Here is a 22,259-nt window from a genome sequence, read left to right on the forward strand (position 1 = left end):
GCCCCTACAATAGTCCGCACATCCCTAGACCCGCGCCTGGGCGAGACCAGGCCATTCTTGTGCGGCTGCTATGACATTGCTGAGCGATCTTCAGTCCCTCCTGGGTTTCACCCATGTGTTGACCGGTGTGGATGCCGAGTCCTATGTGCAGGATTGGCGCCGCCGTTATCGGGGTTCCGCGCTGGCGGTTATACGCCCCGGGTCCACTCAGGAAGTGGCCGACGCCGTGAAACTGTGCCTGCACCACGGCGTGCCGGTGGTGCCGCAAGGCGGCAACACGGGCCTGTGCGGAGGCGCCACGCCCGACGATTCCGGCCGCGCCGTGGTGTTGTCCACCGCCCGCCTGACCGCCATCCGCAACCTGGATACCGACAACGACACCATCACCGTGGAAGCGGGCTGCATCCTGCAAGCCGTGCAAGAGGCCGCCGCCGCGGCCAACCGTCTGTTCCCGCTCAGCCTGGCGGCCGAAGGCAGCTGCACCATCGGCGGCAACCTGGCCACCAACGCGGGCGGCACGCAGGTGCTGCGCTACGGCAATACGCGTGACCTGGCGCTGGGCCTGGAAGTCGTGACGGCCGATGGCGAAATCTGGAACGGGCTGCGCGGCCTGCGCAAAGACAACACCGGCTACGACCTGCGCGACCTGTATATCGGCAGCGAAGGCACGCTGGGCATCATCACCGCCGCCACGCTGAAACTGTTTCCCCGGCCCGTGGCGTCGTGCACCGCGCTGCTCACGATCGACACGATCGACCATGCCGTGGAATTGCTGTCGCGCGCACGCACCGGTTTCGGCGCCGCGTTGACGGGCTTCGAATTGATGAGCGGCGCGTGCCTGCAAGCCGTGGTGCGGCTGTTCCCGCAGCAGCGCCTGCCCTTCGAAGGCGCATCCGCCGAGTCGCCGTGGTTTGCGTTGCTTGAGTTGTCCGACAGCGAAAGCGAAGCCCATGCGCGTGAACGCTTCGAAGCCGTGCTGGGCCAGGCCATTGATGCCGGCCTGGTCGACGACGCCGTCATCGCCGCCAACGTGGCCCAGAGCAAGGCGCTGTGGCACTTGCGCGAAAGCATTCCGCTGGCCGAAGCCGAGCTGGGCAAGTCGGTCAAGCACGACGTGTCCATTCCCATTTCGTCCATCGCCGGCTTCGTGCACAAGACCAATGCCTTGCTGCAAGCCCGCTTTCCGGGCGTGCGCCATGTGATCTTCGGCCATCTGGGCGACGGCAATCTGCATTACAACGTGGCGAACGCCGCAGGCCAGACCGAAGCCGAGTTGCTGGCCCTGCAAAGCGAGATCTACGGCGTGGTGCATGACAGCGTGCATGCGTACAGCGGCTCGATCAGCGCCGAGCACGGCGTGGGCCAGCTCAAGCGCGACGAACTGCCGCGCTACAAGAGCCCCGTCGAACTTGCGCTGATGCACCGGATCAAGCGTGCGCTGGACCCGCAAGGGCTCATGAACCCGGGCAAGGTGCTGCAAGGCTAGGCGGCGTGGTCCGCTACCCCCTGCTTTTCCTATTCCACACGGAGCCTCAATGATGGCAGTCAGTCCCGCAGCAGGCGCGAATCATCGGGTGCTGATCGTTGAAGACGATCACACCATCGCCGGCAACCTGTTCTCGTTTCTGGAGGTGCGAGGCTTCTTGCCGGATGTGGCCTACACCGGGCACGCGGCGCTGGCTCGGCTGAAGGAACAGCGCTTTGACGCGCTGATCCTGGACATCGGCTTGCCGGGCATGGACGGCAACGCGGTGCTGCACGCCTTGCGCAACGAACGGCGCGTGGATGTGCCCGTGCTGATCCTCACCGCGCGCGACAGCCTGGAAGACAAGCTGGCGGGTTTTTCCCATGGCGCCGACGACTACCTGACCAAACCCTTTGCGTTGCTTGAAGTCGAAGCGCGTCTGCTGGCGTTGATCCAGCGCGCCAAGGGCTCGACGGTGGATTCAGTGCGCGTGTTCGGCCCGGTGCAGTACGACACGCGCAGCCGCGCCGTATCGGTCAATGGCACGCCCGTGCATCTGACGCGCAAGGCGGGCCTGATCATGGAAGCGCTGATGCGCGACCCCGGCCGGGTCGTGGCGCGTGAAGAGCTGGAGTCCATGCTGTGGGGCAATGAGCCGCCGTCCTCCGACGCGCTGCGCAGTCAGGTCCATCTGCTGCGCCGCGCACTGGCGGATGCCGGCTTTGACGGCATCGAGACCATGCACGGCACCGGCTGGCGCCTGACGCTGGGCGGGGCGTCGGCATGACGCGCGCCGCCACGGGTACCTTGACGCAGCGCGTGGTGTGGGCGCTGACGGGCACGGTTGCCTTGTTCGTAACGGCGCTGGCGCTCTTGGCCTACCTGACTTTCGACCAGATGGAAGACGATCTGGTCAACGACATCCTCAATACCGAAATGGACCGGCTGGTGCAGCACGCGCGCGCCAGCGACGAATTCCTGCCGCGCCAGGGCGCGCGCGAATTGGGCGGATCGATGCGCGCCTGGATGAGCGTGGACGGACAGCGTCCGGCCGGCATTCCCGACGAAGTGCTGGGCCTGGATAGCGGGCTGCACCTGATCGAACCTGGCGCCTACACCTGGCACGTGATGGTTGCCGAGACCGGACGCGGCAAGGTGTATCTGCTGTACGACGCGACCGACAACGAAGAGCGCGTCCACGATTTCGGCCTGATCGTGTTGGGCGTCGGCGCCATTTGCGTGGTCGGCGCCTACGCATTGTCGCGGCGCGTGGCCACGGTGGCGGTGGGGCCGCTGTTGGACTTGACTGACCGTTTATCGACCTGGGCGCCCGGGTCGCCCGACATGGCCGTCACCCGCGACGACGAGGCCGGCCGGCTGATCGAAGCCTTCAATCGGGTACAGAACCAGGTTGACCGATCCATCGCCCGCGAACGCGAGTTTGCGGGCAACCTGAGCCACGAGGTGCGCACGCCGCTTGCCGCCATTCGCTCCGACAGTGAACTGATGTTGCTGACGCAGGCGCTGACGCCCGACCAGCGCACGCGGCTGACGCGTGTCATGGAAAACGTGGACGACGTGATCGTGTGCCTGGAAAGCGCGCGGGCCGTGGCGCGCGACCAATTGCTGCCGCCCGCCCCGGTCGATATCGCCGACTGCATGGAAGACGCCTGGCGCGGTTACGAGGTTCAGGCGCAAAACGCGGGCCTTCGTTTCGACAACCAGATCGCACCCGGCCACATCCTTACGCTGGACCGCTACGCCTTGCTGACGGTGCTGCGCAACCTGGTGCGCAACGCGGTCGAGCATGCCGCCCCGGCCACGCTCACCACCCGGTTCACCGACCACGGCGTGCTGGAACTGAGCGACGATGGCAAAGGCATCGCCGAAGCTGATCTGCCCTTCCTGTTCCGCCGCTACTACAGCGGCCGGATGCGGGACTCCAGCGTCGGCGCGCATGACGAGACCGCGCGCGGTTTGGGCCTGGCCATCGCCAAGCGCGTGTGCGACATGCAGGGCTGGTCGCTGACGGTGGAGTCGTCGCGCGAACCCGCAACGCGTGGCACGCGATTCTCGTTGCGCTTCGCGGCGGAGGCAGGCGTTGCGCCCAAGACACAAGAGCGAATTTGACGATTTTTCGACTGTCCGCGCTCTAAGCTTTCCGCTTGTCCGACGCGTCCCCAGTCCATTGATCCATGTCGTCCCCCTTGCTGTCCGCGGCGCGTGCGCCGTCGCCTGCGTGGTACCTGAGCACGCAGCTCGCCGGCGTCACGCTGATGCTGGCGTGCCTGGCGTGGTGGGCCAACGCCTCGGGCATGGATCTGCGCATCGCCCGCGCGCTGTTTGACCCCGCCCTGGATGATTTCCCGTTGCACCTGAATCGCTGGTTCGATCTGTTCGGACATCGCATGGTGCTTGCGCTGCCCATTGGCGTGGCGTTGGCGGCGGTGGCGGCGGCCGTGGCAAGTTTTCGCATCCCCGCCCTGCGTCCCTGGCGCGGCGCGGCGCTGGCGCTGGCGGCGACGTGCCTGGTCGGGCAACTGGCGGTGAACCAGCTCAAACACCACACGACTCTGCCGCGTCCCTATGACCTGGAAACGCTGGGCGGCTATACGCCTTACCCCCTGCATTGGTGGACGTGGGCGCGTGCGCGGTCCGGCGGCGCGTTGCCCAGCGGCCACGCGGGTGCGGGCTTTTCGATGCTGACGCTGTACTTCGCAGGCTGGGCGTTGAACCGCCCGGCGTGGCGCTGGTGGGGGCTGGCCATTGGCGTGTCCGCAGGCGTTGCGTTTTCTGCGGTGCGCATTCTGCAAGGCGCGCATTTCCTGAGCCAGACGCTGTGGTCCGCCACCTTGCTGTGGTTCCTGGCGGCGCTGTTCTTCTACCCGGTGATCGTGGGCCGAGCCGCTGCGCGCGGCCCGGCCAGGGGAACACGGGTTCAGTTGAGCAACACCCCCGGCAGCCATAGCGAAAACGCAGGCACGTAGGTCACCAGCGCCAGCGCGGCCAGCAGCGCGCCGTAAAAGGGCCAGATCGTACGCATCACGGTGCCTACCGACACGCCGCCGATGGCGCACCCCACGAACTGCGTGGTCCCAACCGGCGGGGTATTCAAACCCAGCGCGCAATTCAGCAGCATCACGATGCCGAACTGCACCGGCCCCATGCCGTACTGCATGCAGATCGGCAGGAAAATCGGCGTGCAGATCAGGATGGTGGCGGCCATGTCCAGAAACGTGCCCAGCACGAACAGGATGATGTTGACCATCAAGAAGATGGCCCACGGGCTGGTCGATACCGACGCCATCAATTCGCCTGTCTTTTCCGCCACGCCATAAAAGCTGATCAGATAGCCGAAGGTGGCCGAGATGCCAATCAGCAGCAGCACGACGCCGGTTGTCTTGACGGCCTTGCTGGCGGCCCGCACGAACTGGTCCCACGTCAGCGAGCGGTACACGAAGATCGTCAGCGCCAGGGCATACAACACCGCCACCGCCGCGGATTCCGTTGCGGTGAACACGCCGCTCAGGATGCCGGTGATGATCAGCACCACAACGAACAGTCCGGGCGTTGCAGCGATCAGCGAGCGCAGCACGATGTGCCATCCCGGAAACGTGCCCGCCGGATACCCGCGGCTGCGCGCCACGAAGTAGGCGGCCGCCAGATTGCACAAGGTCAGGATCAGCGCGGGCACCACCCCTGCCGCGATCAGCGCTGCGATCGACACCTTGCCGCCCGCCGCCAGCGTGTAGATGATGATGTTGTGGCTGGTGGGCATCAACGCGCCGACCAGCGCCGCATGCGTTGTGACGTTCACCGCGTAGTCGGCGTGATAGCCCTCGCGCTTCATCATCGGGATCATCACCGACCCCATCGCCGACACGTCCGCCACGGGTGACCCCGACACGCCGCCGAACAGCGTGCACGCCACCACGTTGGACATGCCGAGCCCGCCGCGCACATGCCCCACCAGCGACTTCGCAAACGTCACGATGCGGTCGGCGATGCCGCCGTAAAGCATCAGTTCGCCCGTGAAGATGAAGAAGGGAATGGCCAGGAACGAAAACGCGTTCATGCCCGAGGTCATCTGCTGGAACGCCACCTGCAAGGGCAGGTCTTCGACCATGATGGCGGTGATGGACGACAAGCCAATGGCGAACGCCACCGGCACGCCGATCACCAGAAACCCCATGAACGTAAAGGAAAGCAGTGTCAGCGCCATGCCGGTACCACCTTATGGTTGCGCAGGATGGCGATGATGTGCTCAAGCGAAAAGAGCGCGATCAGGGCGCCAGACAGCGTCGCGGGAATGTATTTCCAGGCGTTGGAAATGCCCAGGTTGGGGATCTTGTAGGCCGACACGGATTCCGCCAGCATGCCGCAGTTCCAGGCCATCAGCACGCCAAACAGCAGCACCAGCAGATGGATGAAGATCCGCAGCCGCCGCTGGCCCGCTAGCGGCAAGGCGTCCAGCAGCGATTCAAAGCCGATGTGGCCCGCATCGCGCACGCCCACCGCCGCGCCCAGCATGGTGACGTACAGCACCAGCAGCAGCGCCAGGCTTTCGGCCCAGGTGGGTGTGCTGTTGAGCACGTGGCGGCCAAAGATTTGCAGGCTGACGGCGATGATCAGGCAGACGAGCCCGAACACGCTGGTCCACATGCAGGCCCGGGCAATCCACGCGCAGACGCGCGTGTAGACGTCCAGCGGAGCGGCAAGGGCTTGCGCCCCGCCTCCCTGGGTCAGATCAGGTTCATTCGTAGGAGTGGCCAACATGATGTCCTCACTGGACAGCCTGGATCTTCGCGACCAGGTCTTTCATCTCGGGCGTGGTGACGAAGCGGTCATACACCGGCTTCATCGCGCCCTGGAACGACGCCTTATCCACTTCCACGATCTGCGACCCGGCCTTTTCCACCACCGCGCGGGATTTCTGCTCGCGCTCGTCCCACAGCTTGCGCATATAGGGCACGGATTCGCGCGCGGCCTCACGCACGATCTTCTGGTCTTCGGGCGTGAGCTTGTCCCACTGCCGCTTGGAATAGATCAGAATTTCGGGCGTCATCGTGTGCTCGGTCATCGAATAAAACTTGGCGACCTCGTAGTGATGCGCGCTTTCGTAGCTGGGGAAATTGTTTTCCGCAGCGTCCACCAGCCCGGTCTTCAACGATGTGTAGACCTCGCCCATCGGCATCGGCGTGGCGTTGCCGCCCATCGCTTCAACCATGGCCACAGACAGGTCCGATTGCTGCACGCGTATCTTCAAGCCCTTGGCGTCGGCCAGCGTTTTGATTGGCTTGTTGCGTGTGTACATCGACCGCGAACCGCTGTCGTACCAGGCCAGCCCGACAAAACCGGCGGCTTCGCACGAGCGCAGGATCTGGTCGCCGATTTCGCTGTCCAGCACTTTGTGCAGATGCTCCTTAGAGCGGAACAGGAAGGGAAGCGACGGCACGCGCGTGGTCTGGCAGATGTTGTGCATGGCGGCGCTGGACACGCGCGCCATGGCGAGCGCGCCCATCTTCACCTGTTCGATCGAATCGTCTTCGTTGCCCAATGCGCCGCCGGCATACACCTTGACGGTGATGCGGCCATTGGTGCGTTGCTTGACGAGTTCACCGAACTGGCGCACGGCCTGCACGGTGGGATAGTCGTCGGGATGGATGTCGGCGGATCGCAGTTCGGCGGCGTGAGTGGCGGGAATCAGCGTCAGCAAGGCAGCCGCCGCCAGGATGGCGCGGGTCAGGGTGGGGCGCAGCATGTCTACCTCCGGTTGGAGTACGGCGTTTCGTTAAGGGCCGGGTTGGCCTCGAAGCTCTATGTGTACAGACCTACTTTGCGTGGGGCGCGGGACGATGCGGGCGCTCCGGTCGGGTGCTAACCGGTGCTTGCGGTTTCCTCCAGGCCCTGCGCGCCGGGGCGCAGCGCGAACACGCCGCCATCGGGCGCGCCAGGGGCGGCGTTCGCGGGGCGTATCGATGTGATGAAGAGGGTGTCCATGGCCGCGCCGCCGAAGGCGCACATCGCGACCTTGGCGGCGGGCACGGTATAGGTGCGGTCGAGCTTGCCGTCGGGTGTGTAGCGGTAGACGCGGCCGGCGTCGTTGCCGCAGATCCAGTAGCCGCCATCGGTGTCCACCGCCGCGCCGTCGGGCCGGCCTGCGGGCAGGGCGTCGATGAAGGGGCGGCGGTTGTGCGGTGTGCCGGTGTCGGTGTCGTAGTCAAACGCCCAAACCCTGGCGCGCGACGGATGCGAGTCCGACAGGTACATCGTCTTGCCGTCCGGGCTGAACGCCAGGCCGTTAGGCACGATCAGGTCAGACAGCAGCACCGCCACGCCGTGGGCGTCATAGCGGTAGAGCTTGCCGGCTGCTTGCGCCAAGCTCATGTCCATGACCATCGTGCCGGCCAGGAACCGGCCTTGCCGGTCGCAACGCCCATCGTTAAAGCGCATGCCGCCGGCCGCGTGGTCCACCGCAGCGATCCGTTCAGGTTGGCAGGGCGCGCCCGCTTGCAGGGGGCCGCAGGCGTATAGCCCGTCTTCCATCGCCAACAGCCAGCCCGCGCCACGCGGCGCGATGCAGCCCGCCATCTGCGGCAACGCCCATGCTTCAAACGTGCCGCGGGATGGCGACCAGCGGTGCAGCGTTTTGCCGGGGATGTCGGTCCAGGTGTAGGCCTGGTCGGCGGCGCGCCAGACCGGGCTTTCGCCCACACCGCAAACCAGATCCCCGATACGTTCGGCCAGGGTGGACATGGTGGCGTTTACTTGGAGGCGGGGGGAAAGGGAAACGGGCCGGCCTTGACGAACGCGCCGCCTTGATAGCGGGCGGCGGGGTCATCGGCTGCAAGCGGCGGCTGCGCTTCCACTTGCGCGCGGAAGCGCTCGGAAGAATCTTTGGGGACGAACCCCAGTACTTTCGCGGCGTTGTCGCTCCACCAGCGGTCGCGGTTGGCGGACGCGCCGTAGACGATCAGATGGCCCACGCCGGGGGTGAACAGCGCGCGGGTGACCAGGTCGGTCAGGTCGTCGTAGCTGAGCCACGTGACCATCATGCGGCGGTCTTTGGGTTCGGGAAACGATGAGCCGATGCGCAGGCACACGGTTTCGATGCCATAGCGGTCGAAGTAGAAGCGCGACAGGTGTTCGCCGTAGGCTTTGCTCAAGCCGTAATAGCCGTCCGGGCGCAAGGGGACGTCGGCGTCCAGCTGCTGCCCTTGTTCGTAGAAGCCGATGACGTGGTTCGAACTGGCGAACACCACGCGTGGAACACCGTGCAGGCGAGCCGCCTCGTACAGGTTGTAGATGCCCTGGATGTTCGCGGGCAGGATGACATCGAAAGGCTGTTCTACCGAGACGCCGCCCAGATGCACAATGGCGTCGACTCCTTCCACCAGTTTGGACACGGCGGTGGCGTCGGCCAGATCGCAGGGCAGGGTTTCTTCGCCGGGGGCGGCGGGGCCTACGTCCGATAAGTCCGACACGCGCAGCAGATCCGCGTGGGCTTTCAAGCGGGGACGCAACACCTTGCCCAGGTTGCCGGCGGCGCCGGTCAATAGCAAACGATGGCAGCGAAATTGGGCAGGCGGGGTGTTGACGGTTCGGTTCATGTCGCAACGCTCGGTGAAAGAGACGGATATCCAGGCAGATACTCATGCGGATGAACGTCCAGAAGCCTGTGCAGAGGCGGGGCGATCTGGTACGTTGTCGTACAACCTGCGCAAAGTATAATTAGCCCCAAATTTCAGCGTCAAGCTTTGTGCAATCAATTTCGGACTACATCCCGTGAACGCTCCAGTCGATACCTCTGTTCTGCCGCAGCGTCGTCCCCGAAATCTGGCCCAAGGCCTGGTGGAAAGCATCTCGGAACGCATCCGCAGCGGCAACATCCGCCCGGGCGACAAGCTGCCCACCGAATCCGAAATCATGCGTCAGTTTGGTGTCAGCCGCACCGTCGTGCGCGAGGCGCTGTCGCGCTTGCAAGCGTCGGGTCTGGTTGAAACGCATCACGGTGTCGGCACGTATGCGCTGGAGCCCAACGGCAGTGGCGACTTCCGCGTCGACCCCGCCGACATCGCCACCGTGCGCGATGTGCTGGTGCTGCTAGAGCTGCGTATCTGCCTGGAAAGCGAGGCCGCGGGCCTGGCCGCCATACGCCGCAGCGACACGCAGCTGCAAGAGATGCGCCGCGCGCTGGACCTCTTTCGCAGCGCGTTGGAAAGCGGCGGCGACACCATCACGCCCGACTTTCAATTCCATCTGCTGATCGCGCAATCCACCGACAACCGTTATTTTGCGGACCTGATGTCGCACCTGGGCTCGGCCATCATTCCGCGCACGCGCATCAACTCCGCCAAGTTCGCGCAAGAAGACCGCGCCGCCTATCTGGCGCGCGTGAATCTCGAACACGAAGACATCTACAGCGCGATCATGCGGCAAGACGCCGAGAGCGCCCGCGCCGCCATGCGCACGCACCTGAGCAACAGTCGCGAACGCTTGCGCCGCGCGCAATAGGGCGATGAATGGGCCCGCGTCAGATGCGGCCCTGTTTGTGAAATACGATGTCGTACAACGTTTGAGGTCGGGCATGGCGTCACGCCCCACGTTCACCGGACGCGGGCGCCACGCTTCCGTCAAGCCCGACGTCACGCTCCCGCCACGCTCACGTCATGCCATCCGCCGCTGATGGGCGCAAAACCGCGTTAATCTTTGCCCGTTTTCATTCCGGACGTTGACGCAGCATGGCTTTGCTAGGCACCCCCCGCGGCATTCTTTCATCTGAAACGGCGAGCGCTCGCTATTTTGGGAGGGCCGCCGCATGCGCCGCCTGACACTTCGATTCATCCTTGCCGTTCTGGCGCTGCTGACGCTGTCGCGTCTGGGGCTGTCGTTCTGGATGTGGGACCGCGTGCAAGCCGCTGGCGGCCTGTGGCCCGTGCTGCTGGGCGGATTGCGGATCGACGTCTGCCTGCTGTCGATGGTGATTGCGCTGCCGGCGGTGTTCTCGCCCTGGTTCGGGCACCGTCCTTTGGCCGCCCGCATCACCGCATGGTGGTTCCGCATCTGGTGGATGCTGTATGTGCTGCTGGAAGTGTCCACGCCGCAGTTCATCGCTGAATACGACACGCGCCCCAACCGGCTGTACTTCATCTACCTGCTGAATCCGAAGGAAGTGGGTTCAATGCTGTGGCAGGGCTATAAGGGCGTGCTGCTGGCCGCGTTCGTGGTGCTGGTGGTGGCGGCATGGCTCGCCGTGAAATTGTTCCCGACACGTGCGCGTGCACCGCGGGACCCGTTCATGGCGTGGTGGAAGCGCCCGATTGCATCGTTCGTGATTCTGGCGCTGGTGTTCCTGGGCGCGCGCGGCACGCTGGAACATCGCCCGATCAACCCGGCCAAGGTGGCCTTCAGCTCGGACGCCATGGTCAATTCCTTGGCGCTGAACTCGCTGTACAGCGTGTTCGATGCGGCCTATCGCATGCGCGACGAACGCTCATCCGCCGCCATGTATCCGAAGATGCCGGTCGACCAGATGAACGCCATCGTCCGCGAAAAAGCCGGCCTGACCGGCGCGCCGCTGGACCCGCGCTACCCCAGCCTGCACGAACAGATTGCCACGGTGCGCCGCGACAAGCCGTTGAACGTGGTCATCATCTTGCAGGAAAGCCTGGGCGCGCAATACGTCGGCAGCCTGGGCGGCCGCGACCTCACGCCCAACATCGACCGCCTGTCGAAAGAAGGCTGGATGTTCCACCGCGCCTACGCCACCGGCACGCGCTCGGTACGCGGCATCGAAGCCGTCACCGCCGGCTTCCTGCCCAGCGTGGCCGACGCCGTCGTCAAACTGCCCCGCTCGCAAACCGGCTTCTTCACGCTGGCGCAGGTGCTGGGAAAACACGGCTACCACTCACGCTTCGTGTACGGCGGCGAATCGCACTTCGACAACATGCGCGCGTTCTTCCTGGGCAACGGCTTTGACGAAGTGATCGACCGCCCCAAATTCGTGAACCCGGTGTTCGAGGGGTCATGGGGCGCATCCGACGAAGACATGTTCAACCAGGTTGACCGCCTGTTGCGCGCCGACGGCGACAAGCCCGTTTTCACCCTGGCGTTCTCGGTCAGCAACCATTCGCCGTGGGAATACCCCGAAGGCCGCATCAAACCGGTCGGCGACCCCGCCACGGTGGACAACACGGTGCGCTACGCGGATTGGGCGCTGGGCCAGTTCTTCGAGAAAGCCAAGCAGGCGCCGTACTGGAACAACACGGTGTTCCTGGTCATTGCTGACCACGACTCCCGCGTGTACGGTTCCATCCCCGTCCCCGTCCGCCACTTCCAGATCCCGGCAATGTTCCTGGGCGCAGGCATCACGCCGCGCCAGGACGAACGCCTGGTCAGCCAGATCGACATGGCGCCCACGCTGTTGTCGCTGATCGGCCTGGACAACGTGAACCCGATGCTGGGCGCCGACCTGACCCAACGCGACCCCAACCGCGCGATGATGCAATACGCAGACAACTTCGGCTATTTGCAGGGCGACAAGCTGCTGGTGCTGGAACCCGCCAAAGAACCCAGAGAGTTCAAATACGAGGCCGCTCCCGTTGGCAAGGACGAGGTGTACGACCCCATCGTGCCCGCCGACCCCAAATTGACCGAAGAAGCGCTCGCCCACGCGTTGTGGGCAAGCTGGGTCTACCGAGAAGAAAAATACCGCCTGCCTTGAAGTGAAGGCTGGCACGCGCAAGGTAGTGCCCACCACGCGCCACCGTTTCCCCACAGTAAAACGCGGGGGCACTAGCAAACCACGCACCGCATACGCGAAGCGAACACCAAGCGAGCGGCCACCATCGCGTATGCCGATTGTGGCCGCCCGCGCGGCCGCAATTCGGCGGGCCCCGCAGCACTCGTCACTAAGGCACACCCTAGCAGCGCAACGACCCAAGACGGCGGCAGCACGTCGGCGCGGTGGCCCTGGCGGCGTGCAACCTCGATGCGCCCGAGGGAATCTGAAGGAGCCCGCCAACGGCGGGTGACGAAGATGACAACGGGGCAGTCCGGAGCGAAGGCTCCGGACCGCAATCGTGGGCGCACGCCGCCAGCGCCACCGCGCCGATGGGCGGCCTACATCAACCTAAGCCGCCAAAAAAAACCAACCTCAACCCCGCGCCGGCAACACCACCCCAGACGCTTCACCAAATCCAACCCTCGGATACCCCGCCTTCTCGCAAGCCGCCCGCATGATCACCTGATCCCCATCCTGCAGGAACGTCCGCTTCTCCCCCCACGGCAGATCAATCGCCGTCTTCCCGCCGTTGCTCAGCTCCAGCAACGACCCGGCTTCCGACGGCTGCGGACCCGACAGCGTGCCCGTACCCAACATGTCGCCCGGTTGCAGATTGCAGCCGTTCACCGTGTGATGCGCAATCAGCTGCGCCACGTTCCAGTAAGCATCCCGGAAATTGCTGCGTGACAGCGACACCGGCGGCAGCTTCGCCTCACGCGATTGCGCGGTCGTCATCAGCACTTCCAACTGCACGTCATACGCACCCTTCGCGCGGTTTGCATCGGATGCCAGATACGGCATCGGCTGCGGTTCCGAGGGGCCTCGATTCCACTGCGTACGGAACGGCTCCAGCGCTTCCATCGTGACAATCCACGGCGAAATCGTCGACGCGAAATTCTTCGACAGGAAAGGCCCCAGCGGCTGGTATTCCCACGCCTGAATATCGCGCGCCGACCAGTCGTTCAGAATGCAAAGCCCGAACACATGCGCGTCAGCATCGCCCAGTTCGATGCGCTCGCCTTGCGCATTGCCCGTGCCCACAAAAATGCCCAGCTCCAGTTCGTAATCCAACCGCGCGCACGGGCCGAATTGCGGCGTTTCGCCTTCGGCAGCGGGGCGCGTCTGGCCAACCGGGCGCGGGAACTTCTGGTCCACGCCAATGCTCGATGCACGGCCGTGATAGCCGATCGGCACCCACTTGTAGTTCGGCAGCAGCGGGTTATCAGGACGGAATTGCTTGCCGATTGCCGTGGCGTGGTGCACCGAAATATAGAAGTCGGTGTAGTCGCCAATGCGGGCAGGCGTCGTGTATTCGGCGTCAGCCTGCGCCACCAGCAACGGCTCGACCGTGGCGCGTAGTGCTGCGCCTTCACGCAAAGCGCGCGACAACGCCAGACGCAGCGCGCTCCAGTGCGGCTGGCCCAACGCCATCAGCGCGTTCAGGCTGTCTGCCGAGCAGGCGGCCAGCGCTTCAGCGGCCAGACCCTCGAACGGGGCTTTCGCGGCCAGTGCGGCCAGGTCCAGAATCTGGTCCCCGATTGCAACGCCCGGGCGGAATGACTCTTGCGTGCCCTTGCGGCGGAACGCGCCATACGGCAGGTTTTGCACCGGAAAATCCGACGTGCCGGTATTGGCGCTGGCGATCCAGCTCTTCAAGGACGGATCGTGGGTTTCGTTGATCGTGGTGGTCATGGCTGCGTGTCTCTTCTGTAATGGTGGGAATGGGAATGCCGAAATACGGTATCGCTGAAATGCCAAAACGGCGATGCGCTGTTGCGCACCGCCGTGGAGGGATCAGCGCGGGGCTGCCGTCACGCCTTCGTCGGGTCGAAGTGCTTCACGATACCCTGCCAGCACCGGTAGTAGTCGCCCTGCAATTCTACTGATGCCAGCGCTTGCTCCGTCGGGCGGATGACGCGGCGCGTTTCGAACATGAACGCCATCGTGTCACGGATGTAATGCGCGGCGTGCGTGTCGGCGTGCGAGGCCTTTTCAAAGGTCTCGGCGTCGGGGCCGTGGCCGCTCATGCAGTTGTGCAGGCTGGCGCCGCCGGGGGCGAAACCATCGGCCTTGGCGTCATAGACACCTTGGATCAGGCCCATGAATTCGCTGGCCACATTCCGGTGGAACCAGGGCGGACGGAACGTGTTTTCCATCGCCAGAATGCGCGGCGGGAAAATTGCGAAATCCATGTTGGCCGTGCCCGGGGTGTCGGACGGCGCGGTCAGCACCGTGAAGATCGACGGGTCCGGGTGATCGAAGCTGATCGAGCCGATGGTGTTGAAGTGGCGCAGATCATATTTGTACGGCGCGTGCGTGCCGTGCCAGGCCACCACGTCCAACGGCGAATGGTCGATGGACGCGCGCCAGAAGCCGCCCGTGAATTTGGCGATCAATTCGAAATCGCCTTCCACGTCTTCATACCAGGCCACCGGCGTCTTGAAGTCGCGCGCATTGGCCAGGCAGTTCGAACCGATGGGGCCGAGTTCCGGCAAGCGCAACGCGGCGCCAAAGTTCTCCAGCATGTAGCCGCGCGCCGTGCTGTCCAACAGCTCGACGCGGAAGCGCACGCCGCGCGGGATCACGGCAATTTCCAACGGCTCCAGATCAATCAGGCCCAGCTCGGTGGCCAGACGCAGACGGCCTTCTTGCGGCACCAGCAGCAGCTCGCCATCCGCGTTGTAGAAGAAACGGCCCTGCATCGAACGGTTGGCCGCGTACATGTGGATGGCCACGCCGCTTTGCTCGTCGGGGCTGCCGTTGCCGCCCCACGTCTTCACGCCTTCCAGGAAGTCGGTGGGCGCATCCGGGATGGGCATCGGGCTCCAGCGCAACTGATTCGGCGTCACCGGGCCGTGGCCGAACGTGCTTTCCCAGCCCGCCGCGCCGCCGAACGCTTCGAACGGCTTGTGCTGCGCGCCCGGGCGAATGCGGTAGAGCCACGAGCGGCGGTTTTCGTTGCGGGGGGCCGTGAAGGCCGTGCCGGACAGCTGTTCGGCGTACAGGCCATAAGGGCATTGCTGCGGCGAATTGCGGCCCACGGGCAGCGCGCCGGGCAAGGCCTCGGTGGCGCAGTCGTTGCCGAAACCGGTCAGATATTGCAGTTCCATGGAATCCTCCTGGGTGGCGGCGCGGTGCTTGGCCGCGCGATCGGTATGGGGGGGCTGTGCTGGGCGTACCCAGGGCCGATTCGCCATTGTCGGAAAAAACGCCCGCTACGGCTACGGGAATGCAAAAATACAGACTATAAATTTTGTGAATAGTAGGAGGCGTGATGGCCGAACTGCGCGATGTCGATCTGAACCTGTTGATCTTGTTTCAGCACCTGCTGGAAGACCGCAACCTGTCGGCCGTGGCGCGCCGCATGGATTTGACGCAGCCTGCGGTCAGCAACGGCTTGCGCCGTTTGCGCGACGCGTTTGGCGATGAACTGTTCGTGCGCACCGCACAAGGCATGTTGCCCACGCCGCGCGCGCAGCGGCTGGCCGGCCCCGTCAGCGAAGCGTTAACCGTGCTGACGCAGGCCTTGCAAGATCAGGATGTGTTCGACGCCGCCACCAGCACGCGGCGCTTTCGCGTGGCCATGACGGACGTAGGCGAAATCCACTTCATGCCGCGCCTGATGGAAGTGTGCGTGCAGGTTGCGCCGCACGTGCGCATCGATTCCGTACGAGTACAAGGGCCGGACCTGCCGCGTGAAATGGAGTCGGGCCGCGTCGATCTGGCGATCGGCGCGTTCGACGAAATGGGCGCGGGCACGCTGCAACGCATGCTGTTTCGCCAGGGTTACGCAACCTTGTTCCGGCAGGCGCATCCGACGGCGCATGCAGGCATGGGCATCAAGGCGTTCCGGGCGGAACGCCATCTGATCGTGTCGCGCGCCGCGCCTTACGGGCAGGTCAATCAGTCGATGGAGCGCGCGGGCATCGTGCTGGCCGAGCACTTCAGCGTGCCGCATTTTTCGGCCGTGCCGTACATCGTGAGCGCCACGGATTTGTTGGCGACGGTGCCTGAAAAGCTGGCCGCCAGCGCCGCGCCGCCGTTCGGCCTGCGGTTCATGACCCCGCCCGTAAAAGTGCCTGCGCTACAGACGAACCTGTACTGGCAGCGCAGGGTGGACCGCGACAGCGGCAACCAATGGCTGCGCGCGTTGATCGTCAATACGTTCGCGGTGGGGGCGTAGGCTAGGTGGTCGTCACCGATGCCCGCGCCTGCTGCAACGCTTCGCGTAGCAGCGCGACATCGCCCAGATGATTCGCCAGCAGCAGAATCAGCGCCGCGTTCAGTTCCTGGCTTTGCTCGTTGGTCAGGTCGCGGTGCGTTTCGATCAGCGCTTCGTAGAAGTCGTCCGGCGAGCTCAGATTGGTTTCAGTAATCAGCATGATGGGATGACCTCTGGATTCACGCGTGGCCCGTCGCGCGTTTTACGGCGGCGGCGACGGCTTCTGCGTTGAACGCGCGCCAGCGCGCGGCGATGTGCTGGTCGGGGCGGATCAGGTAAGCGGTGCCGGGTGCGGCGTCATAGCGCTTGGCCAGGCACCCTTGCACGTCCGTCACCACGGGCAGGTCGGCGGACAAGCCCGACACGTCGCACTGCGCGCCTGCTACCAGCACGGCCTTGACGGGCACCGGCGCCATGCGCAGCGCGTGCAAAGCGGATTGCACCTCGCGGCTGGGCAGTGCGCTGTCACAGAACACGGCCAGCACAAAGCCGCCGTCCAGTTGCGACAGCCACCAGCCGTCATCGCCTTGCGTGGCGACAGGCGCGTCCAGCGCCACCGCACCGGGCACCATGCGGCCCGTGAACGCGTCGGCATCCGGCGTGTTCAGCGGTGACGCGGCGTAGGTTGCGGGCAATGACAAGCGGCCGCTGTTGACCAGCGAACGCGCGAACGGATGCGTCTTCGCCAAGTTCAGCACCGCGTTGCGAAAGCTGCGGCTGATGTCGCTCTTGGGGGTGATGAAGTCTGTGGCGCGCGACGAATTCAGGATGTTTTCGTCGGCGGCGAATTCGCGTTCGGCGCTATAGCTGTCGATCAGCGTATCGGGGGCCAGGCCCGCCAACACCAGCTTCAATTTCCACGCCAGGTTCTCCGCATCCTGCACGCCGCTGTTGGCGCCGCGTGCGCCAAACGGTGAAACGCGGTGCGCCGAGTCTCCGGCGAACACCACGCGGCCGTGGCGGAATTTGTCCATGCGTTCGCACGCAAACGTGTAGACGCTGACCCATTCCAGATCGAACTGCGCATCAGGGCCGAGCAGGGCGCGGATGCGCGGCAGCACGTTCTCGGGCTTGACGGCTTCAACGGGGTCGGCGTTCCAGCCCAGCTGGAAGTCGATGCGCCAGACGTTATCGGGCTGGCGGTGCAGCAGCACGGATTGGTTGGGATGGAAGGGCGGATCGAACCAGAACCAGCGTTCGGTCGGGAAATCGGCTTTCATCTTCACGTCGGCAATCAGGAAGCGGTCGCGGAAGATGCGGCCGTGGCTTTCCTGGCCGATCAGCTTGCGCACCGGCGAGCGCGCGCCGTCGCAGGCAACAAGCCAGTCGGCGTGCAGCGTGTACGGGCCTTCGGGGGTGTCGATCGTCAGGTCCACGCCGTCATCGGCTTGCGTGACGCCGGCGACTTTGTTCTTCCAGCGCAGGTCGATATTCGGTTCCTGGCGCGCCTGCTCGTACAGATAGCCTTCGGCGTAGTACTGCTGCAGGTTGATGAAGGCGGGGCGGCGGTGGCCGGGTTCGGGCAGCAGGTCAAAGCGCCACACTTCCTGTTCGCGGAAGAACACCTTGCCCACATTCCACGACACGCCTTTGTCGATCATGCGCTGGCCGACGCCCAGGCGGTCCCAGATTTCCAGCGTGCGCTTGGAAAAGCAGATGGCGCGCGAACCTGTGGACAAGCGGTAATCGTCGTCCAGCACCACCACGCGCACGCCCTGGCGGGCGAGGTCCAGCGCAGTGGTCAGGCCGACCGGGCCGGCGCCCACCACCACCACTTGATGGCGCGGCGCGGCGCCGGCGCTTTGGTCGGCGTGCTTTTCATAGGCGAACTCCATCGCCTGAAAGTCGATGTCTCCCACGGTTGTCTCCTGTGTGGGTCACTTTGTTTTTATGCGCGAAGCCGCGCGCCGTCTTGCGACGCGCGTCTTCGGTTCTTGCCAAATTCCAGTTCGGGCAGGGCCGTCTTCAGCGGCCCGTGCGCCTTAACCTTCCAGCTGCGCCCACATTTCCAGATCGCGCTTGTCGGTCCAGATGCGCGGGTGGGTGTGGCCGGTGGCCTCGTCGTAGGCGCGCGACACGTCAAACGGCATGCAGTGGTCAAAGATCACCCAGTCGCTGTAGCGCGGCTTCATGAAGTCGTAGACCTCGCGGTAGATCGTCTTCAGGTCTTTGCCTTCGGCCACACCGCGGTTAACCGCGCTGTACAGGTCGGTCAGGAAGGCGCGGGTGCCGGCCAGGCCCTGGCGGACTTCGGTGGCGCTCTTCAAGGCGGGGCCGCGTCCGGGCACCATCTTTTCGGCTTCAAAGCCCGACAGCGCGTCCAGCGTGGTGGGCCAGTCGCGGAAGTAGGCGTCGCCGCAGTACGGGGTGGACTGGTATTCGACCAGGTCGCCCGCGAACAGAATCTTCTGTTCGGGCAGCCAGGCGATGGTGTCGCCCTTGGTGTGGCCGCGGCCCACTTGCAGCAGCTTGACTTCCAGGTTGCCCAGGTTGACGGTCATTTCGCCCTGGAACGTCATCGTCGGCCAGACCAGGCCCGGCGGAATCGATTCCGCGTTGCGGAACAGGCGGGGGAAGCGGCCGATTTCGCTGGCCTTGTCTTGTTCGCCGCGTTCGACGATCAGGTCGTAGGTGTCGCGGCTGGCCAGGATTTCCTGGGCGTTGTAGGCGGAAGCGCCGAACACGCGCACGGCATGGTAGTGCGACAGCAGGATGTATTTGATCGGCTTGTCCGTGACTTCACGGATACGGCGGATGACGTCTTGCGCCATGACCGGGGTGGCCTGGGTGTCGATCACCATGACGGCCTCGTCGCCGATGATCACGCCCGTGTTGGGGTCGCCTTCGGCCGTGTAGGCATAGGCGTTGTCGGACAGTTTTTCGAACGAGACGACCTTGTCGTCCATATCGGCGTGCGAGGCGAATTGCTTGCTCATGGAGGCTCCTTCCACTGTTATAGGAATAGGTGTGTGGAAGGAATATAGCGTGGCGTTAGTGTTTGTGCAATACGTTCGCTATAAACAAACGGCCCTGTTTTTACAGGGATTTCCCGAGGGTTTTCGGGGACTTATGATTCAGTTCCTTTGGCATTTCGGGCAGTAATACGTGGCGCGCTGGCCCTGGACGAAACGGCGGATCGGGGTGGAACACACCCGGCAGGGCAGGCCTTCGCGTTCATAGACGGCGGCATGGATCTCGAAGTAGGCCCCCGGTTCACCGGTGGCGCCAACGTAGTCGCGCAGGGTGCTGCCGCCAGAGGTCAGGGCGTCGGCCAGGGTGGCGCGCACCATGTCGGCCAGCCGCTCGCAGCGCGCAAGCGACAGCTTGTTGGCCGGCGTCTTCGGGTTGATGCGCGCGCGGAACAGGGACTCCGATGCGTAGATATTGCCCACGCCCACCACCGCCATCCCGGCCAGCAGCACCTGTTTGATGGCGGCACTGTGGTTCTTGAAGTGGCGATGCAGCCACGCGCCGTCAAAGCGCGGGTCGAAGGGTTCGATGCCCAGCTTGGCCAGCAGCGGGTGGGCGTCGATAGGGCCGTCGGCCTCGGGGTGCCACAACACCGCGCCAAAGCGGCGGGGGTCATGCAGGCGCAGCACGGCGTCATCAAATATCCATTCGACGTGGTCGTGCTTGCGCAGGAATTCACCGGGCGCCACGCTGCGCAACGACCCGGACATGCCCAGATGCACGATCTGGGTGCCATGTTCAAAGCGCAGCAGCAGGTATTTGCCCCGGCGGGCGCACTCCAGAACGGCGCGGCCGCCGATCAGCGCAGGCAGATCCGGGGGGATGGGCCAACGCATGCGGGGTTCATGGACAACCAGACGATTCAACGTCCGGCCGGTGATGACGGCGTCGATTCCGCGACGCGTAGTTTCGACTTCAGGCAGTTCCGGCATGAGCCAGTGTAAGATCATCAATTGCGTGTACGAAGATTGTGCCATCAACCGGACGGGCCGCGTGAAGTCGTCTTTCAAACAAATGAATATCGGGATCGCCGCGCTGGCGCTTGCGCTGGCAACAGGTTTTGCGCTGCCAGCCCAGGCGGCCGACAGCCGGACGCGTGATGCGACCGGGCCACGTATGGCCCCGCAGAACCGCCAGCCTGAAACCGAGGTGATCCGCCTGCGTCCGGGCCAATTGCCCTACGTATCACTGACCGCCGACATCTTCTATCGCGTCCTCGCGTCGGAGATCGCCGCCCAGCGCGGCATGTACGGCACGGCCGCCACCACCATGGTCGGCCTCGCCCGGGACACGGGCGACCCCCGCCTGGCCCGTCGCGGCCTGGAATTCCAGCTTGCGGGCGGCAACCTGCCCGGCGCGCTGGACGCGGCCCGGGTCTGGGCGCGCCTGTCTCCCAACGACGTCGAGGCCAGCTCCACCGAGCTGGCGCTGGCCGCCGCCAACGGGCAGACCAAAGGCCTGGCTCAAGCGTTGCGCAACCGTATCGACGCTTCGCGCGACAAGCCGGCCGCCATCGGCCAGGCCTTGGCTGTGCTGAGCCGCCTGAACGACCGCCGTCTGGCGCTGCGCATCCTGGACGAATCCCTGAGCGACAGCGTGCGCAAGCTGCCGGCCGCCCATCTGGCCCTGGCCGACGTGGCCTCGGCCGCGGGCGACTACGAGCGCGCGGCGCAGGAATCCCGCGCGGCGCTGGCGGCAGACCCGAAATCCGAAGCCGCCGCCCAGCGCGTGCTGGAGTACGGCTCGAAGGTCGACCCGCAACGCGCGCAAACTGAAGCCCGCGCCTATATCAACCGCAACCCCAGCGCCCGCAAGGTTCGCCTGATGCTGGCCGGCCAATTGGCCGACAGCGGCGACTACAACGGCGCACTGGCCGAATTGCAGGCCATGTCCCGCCGCTCGCCGGAAGATTTCGACCTGCTCTTCATGCAGGCCCAACTGGCCTACAAGGCGGGCCAGTTGCCGCAGGCGAAGACGCTGCTTCAGCAATATCTGGATGTGCAGCAGCAACGCCAGCGCGCCACCGTGCCGGGCGCAACCGACGCCGGCGCCGCCGCCGCCGACGCGCATGTGCTGTTGTCGCGTATTGCCGAAGACCAGGGCCAGTACGACGAAGCCATCAATGAGCTGGGCCGTATCGACGACCCGACCCTGCGCTATTCCGTGCGCATGCGTCAGGCGGCGCTGCGCGCCAAGAGCGGCCGCGTCGACGACGCGCTGGCCATGATCGACTCCGCAGGCCCGCAGGATGAAGAAGAACGCACGCTGGGCGTGCTGACCAAGGCGCAGATCCTGCGCGACGCCGACCGCGTGGGGCAAGCCGTGACCACGCTGGAAGCCGCCGACCAGGCGCTGCCGGACACCGTCGAAATCAAATACGAACTGGCGATGCTGTACGAACGCCAGAACCGTCTGGCCGATCTTGAACGCATGCTGCGTCAGGTCATCGCGCTGGACCCGGACCATGCGCATGCCTATAACGCGCTGGGCTACACGCTGGCCGACCACAACCAGCGCCTGCCCGAAGCGCTGGACTTGATCACCCAGGCGCTGGAACTGTCGCCCAATGACCCGTTCATTCTGGACAGCATGGGCTGGGTCAAGTACCGCATGGGCGAATCGGAGTCCGCGGCGGAATACCTGCGCCGCGCCTACAGCGTGCGTCCGGAAGCCGACATCGCCGCCCACTTGGCCGAAGTGCTGTGGTCCCAGGGCAAGCGCGATCAGGCCACTGAACTGCTGCGCGCCGCGCTCATGAAAGATCCCAAGAACAAGACCGTCCGGGACGTCGTCAAGCGTCTGGGAGTCAATCTGTGACG

Annotated in this window: 19 protein-coding genes; 8 read left to right on the forward strand and 11 right to left on the reverse strand. The window is 64.9% G+C overall.

Annotation, left to right across the window (positions count from 1 at the left end; all coding sequences use genetic code 11):
• The first annotated feature begins 70 nt into the window (after positions 1 to 70).
• The 4 genes from ACFZAI_RS03755 (at position 71) to ACFZAI_RS03770 (ending at position 4,452) form a co-directional block, all read left to right on the forward strand.
• Complete coding sequence (locus ACFZAI_RS03755; protein ID WP_391565648.1) at positions 71 to 1,486, forward strand: FAD-binding oxidoreductase; 1,416 nt, start codon at positions 71 to 73, stop codon at positions 1,484 to 1,486.
• A gap of 52 nt (positions 1,487 to 1,538) precedes the next feature.
• On the forward strand, positions 1,539 to 2,252 hold the full coding sequence (locus tag ACFZAI_RS03760) for a response regulator transcription factor (RefSeq protein WP_391566262.1): 714 nt from the start codon (positions 1,539 to 1,541) through the stop codon (positions 2,250 to 2,252).
• The gene (locus ACFZAI_RS03765) at positions 2,249 to 3,595 is read left to right on the forward strand and encodes an ATP-binding protein (RefSeq protein WP_391565649.1); all 1,347 of its coding nucleotides are present in this window, start codon (positions 2,249 to 2,251) and stop codon (positions 3,593 to 3,595) included. The genes ACFZAI_RS03760 and ACFZAI_RS03765 overlap by 4 nt, the downstream gene beginning before the upstream one ends.
• Positions 3,596 to 3,660: 65 nt before the next feature.
• Complete coding sequence (locus ACFZAI_RS03770; RefSeq protein WP_391565650.1) at positions 3,661 to 4,452, forward strand: phosphatase PAP2 family protein; 792 nt, start codon at positions 3,661 to 3,663, stop codon at positions 4,450 to 4,452.
• Here the strand turns inward: ACFZAI_RS03770 and ACFZAI_RS03775 are convergent.
• The 5 genes from ACFZAI_RS03775 to ACFZAI_RS03795 all read right to left on the reverse strand — a co-directional run bounded on the left by ACFZAI_RS03775 (position 4,404) and on the right by ACFZAI_RS03795 (position 9,075).
• The gene (locus tag ACFZAI_RS03775) at positions 4,404 to 5,687 is read right to left on the reverse strand and encodes a TRAP transporter large permease (RefSeq protein ID WP_391565651.1); all 1,284 of its coding nucleotides are present in this window, start codon (positions 5,685 to 5,687) and stop codon (positions 4,404 to 4,406) included. The genes ACFZAI_RS03770 and ACFZAI_RS03775 overlap by 49 nt on opposite strands.
• On the reverse strand, positions 5,678 to 6,241 hold the full coding sequence (locus ACFZAI_RS03780; protein ID WP_391565652.1) for a TRAP transporter small permease: 564 nt from the start codon (positions 6,239 to 6,241) through the stop codon (positions 5,678 to 5,680). The genes ACFZAI_RS03775 and ACFZAI_RS03780 overlap by 10 nt, the downstream gene beginning before the upstream one ends.
• Positions 6,242 to 6,248: 7 nt before the next feature.
• Positions 6,249 to 7,226 (reverse strand): TRAP transporter substrate-binding protein, encoded by a 978-nt coding sequence (locus ACFZAI_RS03785; protein WP_391565653.1) that lies wholly within the window; start codon positions 7,224 to 7,226, stop codon positions 6,249 to 6,251.
• Between the two features lie 116 nt (positions 7,227 to 7,342).
• A complete protein-coding gene (locus ACFZAI_RS03790) occupies positions 7,343 to 8,221 on the reverse strand; it encodes an SMP-30/gluconolactonase/LRE family protein (protein ID WP_391565654.1) in 879 nt (292 codons plus the stop codon).
• A gap of 8 nt (positions 8,222 to 8,229) precedes the next feature.
• Positions 8,230 to 9,075: an NAD-dependent epimerase/dehydratase family protein gene (locus ACFZAI_RS03795; protein ID WP_391565655.1), complete on the reverse strand. Its 846-nt coding sequence runs from the start codon at positions 9,073 to 9,075 to the stop codon at positions 8,230 to 8,232.
• Positions 9,076 to 9,250: 175 nt separating this feature from the next.
• On the opposite strand from ACFZAI_RS03795, the gene ACFZAI_RS03800 reads away from it, so the two are divergent.
• Positions 9,251 to 9,979, forward strand: a complete 729-nt coding sequence (locus ACFZAI_RS03800) for a FadR/GntR family transcriptional regulator (protein ID WP_391565656.1) — start codon at positions 9,251 to 9,253, stop codon at positions 9,977 to 9,979.
• 304 nt (positions 9,980 to 10,283) lie between these two features.
• On the forward strand, positions 10,284 to 12,188 hold the full coding sequence (locus tag ACFZAI_RS03805; RefSeq protein ID WP_391565657.1) for an LTA synthase family protein: 1,905 nt from the start codon (positions 10,284 to 10,286) through the stop codon (positions 12,186 to 12,188).
• A gap of 432 nt (positions 12,189 to 12,620) precedes the next feature.
• On the opposite strand, the gene fahA is transcribed toward ACFZAI_RS03805, so the two are convergent.
• Entirely contained in the window at positions 12,621 to 13,940 is a 1,320-nt protein-coding gene (fahA, locus tag ACFZAI_RS03810) for a fumarylacetoacetase (RefSeq protein WP_391565658.1), read from the reverse strand.
• A gap of 119 nt (positions 13,941 to 14,059) precedes the next feature.
• Positions 14,060 to 15,358 (reverse strand): homogentisate 1,2-dioxygenase, encoded by a 1,299-nt coding sequence (gene hmgA, locus ACFZAI_RS03815; protein ID WP_391565659.1) that lies wholly within the window; start codon positions 15,356 to 15,358, stop codon positions 14,060 to 14,062.
• Positions 15,359 to 15,522: 164 nt separating this feature from the next.
• On the opposite strand from hmgA, the gene ACFZAI_RS03820 reads away from it, so the two are divergent.
• Positions 15,523 to 16,431 carry a LysR family transcriptional regulator gene (locus ACFZAI_RS03820; protein ID WP_391565660.1) on the forward strand — a complete coding sequence of 303 codons (909 nt, stop codon included), beginning with the start codon at positions 15,523 to 15,525 and terminating at the stop codon, positions 16,429 to 16,431.
• 1 nt (position 16,432) lies between these two features.
• On the opposite strand, the gene ACFZAI_RS03825 is transcribed toward ACFZAI_RS03820, so the two are convergent.
• From ACFZAI_RS03825 to mutM, 4 genes are all read right to left on the reverse strand, one after another.
• A complete protein-coding gene (locus tag ACFZAI_RS03825) occupies positions 16,433 to 16,630 on the reverse strand; it encodes a DUF2783 domain-containing protein (RefSeq protein ID WP_391565661.1) in 198 nt (65 codons plus the stop codon).
• Positions 16,631 to 16,649: 19 nt separating this feature from the next.
• A complete protein-coding gene (locus tag ACFZAI_RS03830; RefSeq protein WP_391565662.1) occupies positions 16,650 to 18,329 on the reverse strand; it encodes an FAD-dependent oxidoreductase in 1,680 nt (559 codons plus the stop codon).
• Between the two features lie 123 nt (positions 18,330 to 18,452).
• Positions 18,453 to 19,406, reverse strand: a complete 954-nt coding sequence (locus ACFZAI_RS03835) for an MBL fold metallo-hydrolase (protein WP_391565663.1) — start codon at positions 19,404 to 19,406, stop codon at positions 18,453 to 18,455.
• A 138-nt stretch (positions 19,407 to 19,544) separates the two neighbouring features.
• Positions 19,545 to 20,372 (reverse strand): bifunctional DNA-formamidopyrimidine glycosylase/DNA-(apurinic or apyrimidinic site) lyase, encoded by an 828-nt coding sequence (gene mutM, locus ACFZAI_RS03840; protein WP_391565664.1) that lies wholly within the window; start codon positions 20,370 to 20,372, stop codon positions 19,545 to 19,547.
• Here mutM and ACFZAI_RS03845 point away from each other — a divergent pair.
• Positions 20,371 to 22,257 (forward strand): tetratricopeptide repeat protein, encoded by a 1,887-nt coding sequence (locus ACFZAI_RS03845; protein WP_391565665.1) that lies wholly within the window; start codon positions 20,371 to 20,373, stop codon positions 22,255 to 22,257. The genes mutM and ACFZAI_RS03845 overlap by 2 nt on opposite strands.
• Positions 22,258 to 22,259 lie beyond the last annotated feature (2 nt).

Source organism: Achromobacter sp. NPDC008082, assembly GCF_042957345.1.
GTDB lineage: Bacteria > Pseudomonadota > Gammaproteobacteria > Burkholderiales > Burkholderiaceae_B > Achromobacter > Achromobacter kerstersii_A.

Excerpts from the sequence above, each read along its gene's own strand:
- ACFZAI_RS03755 (WP_391565648.1), top strand. The coding sequence starts at position 71 with ATGACATTGCTGAGCGATCTTCAGTCCCTCCTGGGTTTCACCCATGTG.
- ACFZAI_RS03760 (WP_391566262.1), top strand. The coding sequence starts at position 1,539 with ATGGCAGTCAGTCCCGCAGCAGGCGCGAATCATCGGGTGCTGATCGTT.
- ACFZAI_RS03765 (WP_391565649.1), top strand. The coding sequence starts at position 2,249 with ATGACGCGCGCCGCCACGGGTACCTTGACGCAGCGCGTGGTGTGGGCG.
- ACFZAI_RS03770 (WP_391565650.1), top strand. The coding sequence starts at position 3,661 with ATGTCGTCCCCCTTGCTGTCCGCGGCGCGTGCGCCGTCGCCTGCGTGG.
- ACFZAI_RS03775 (WP_391565651.1), bottom strand. The coding sequence starts at position 5,687 with ATGGCGCTGACACTGCTTTCCTTTACGTTCATGGGGTTTCTGGTGATC.
- ACFZAI_RS03780 (WP_391565652.1), bottom strand. The coding sequence starts at position 6,241 with ATGTTGGCCACTCCTACGAATGAACCTGATCTGACCCAGGGAGGCGGG.
- ACFZAI_RS03785 (WP_391565653.1), bottom strand. The coding sequence starts at position 7,226 with ATGCTGCGCCCCACCCTGACCCGCGCCATCCTGGCGGCGGCTGCCTTG.
- ACFZAI_RS03790 (WP_391565654.1), bottom strand. The coding sequence starts at position 8,221 with ATGTCCACCCTGGCCGAACGTATCGGGGATCTGGTTTGCGGTGTGGGC.
- ACFZAI_RS03795 (WP_391565655.1), bottom strand. The coding sequence starts at position 9,075 with ATGAACCGAACCGTCAACACCCCGCCTGCCCAATTTCGCTGCCATCGT.
- ACFZAI_RS03805 (WP_391565657.1), top strand. The coding sequence starts at position 10,284 with ATGCGCCGCCTGACACTTCGATTCATCCTTGCCGTTCTGGCGCTGCTG.
- fahA (WP_391565658.1), bottom strand. The coding sequence starts at position 13,940 with ATGACCACCACGATCAACGAAACCCACGATCCGTCCTTGAAGAGCTGG.
- hmgA (WP_391565659.1), bottom strand. The coding sequence starts at position 15,358 with ATGGAACTGCAATATCTGACCGGTTTCGGCAACGACTGCGCCACCGAG.
- ACFZAI_RS03820 (WP_391565660.1), top strand. The coding sequence starts at position 15,523 with ATGGCCGAACTGCGCGATGTCGATCTGAACCTGTTGATCTTGTTTCAG.
- ACFZAI_RS03825 (WP_391565661.1), bottom strand. The coding sequence starts at position 16,630 with ATGCTGATTACTGAAACCAATCTGAGCTCGCCGGACGACTTCTACGAA.
- ACFZAI_RS03835 (WP_391565663.1), bottom strand. The coding sequence starts at position 19,406 with ATGAGCAAGCAATTCGCCTCGCACGCCGATATGGACGACAAGGTCGTC.
- ACFZAI_RS03845 (WP_391565665.1), top strand. The coding sequence starts at position 20,371 with ATGAGCCAGTGTAAGATCATCAATTGCGTGTACGAAGATTGTGCCATC.
- mutM (WP_391565664.1), bottom strand. The coding sequence starts at position 20,372 with ATGCCGGAACTGCCTGAAGTCGAAACTACGCGTCGCGGAATCGACGCC.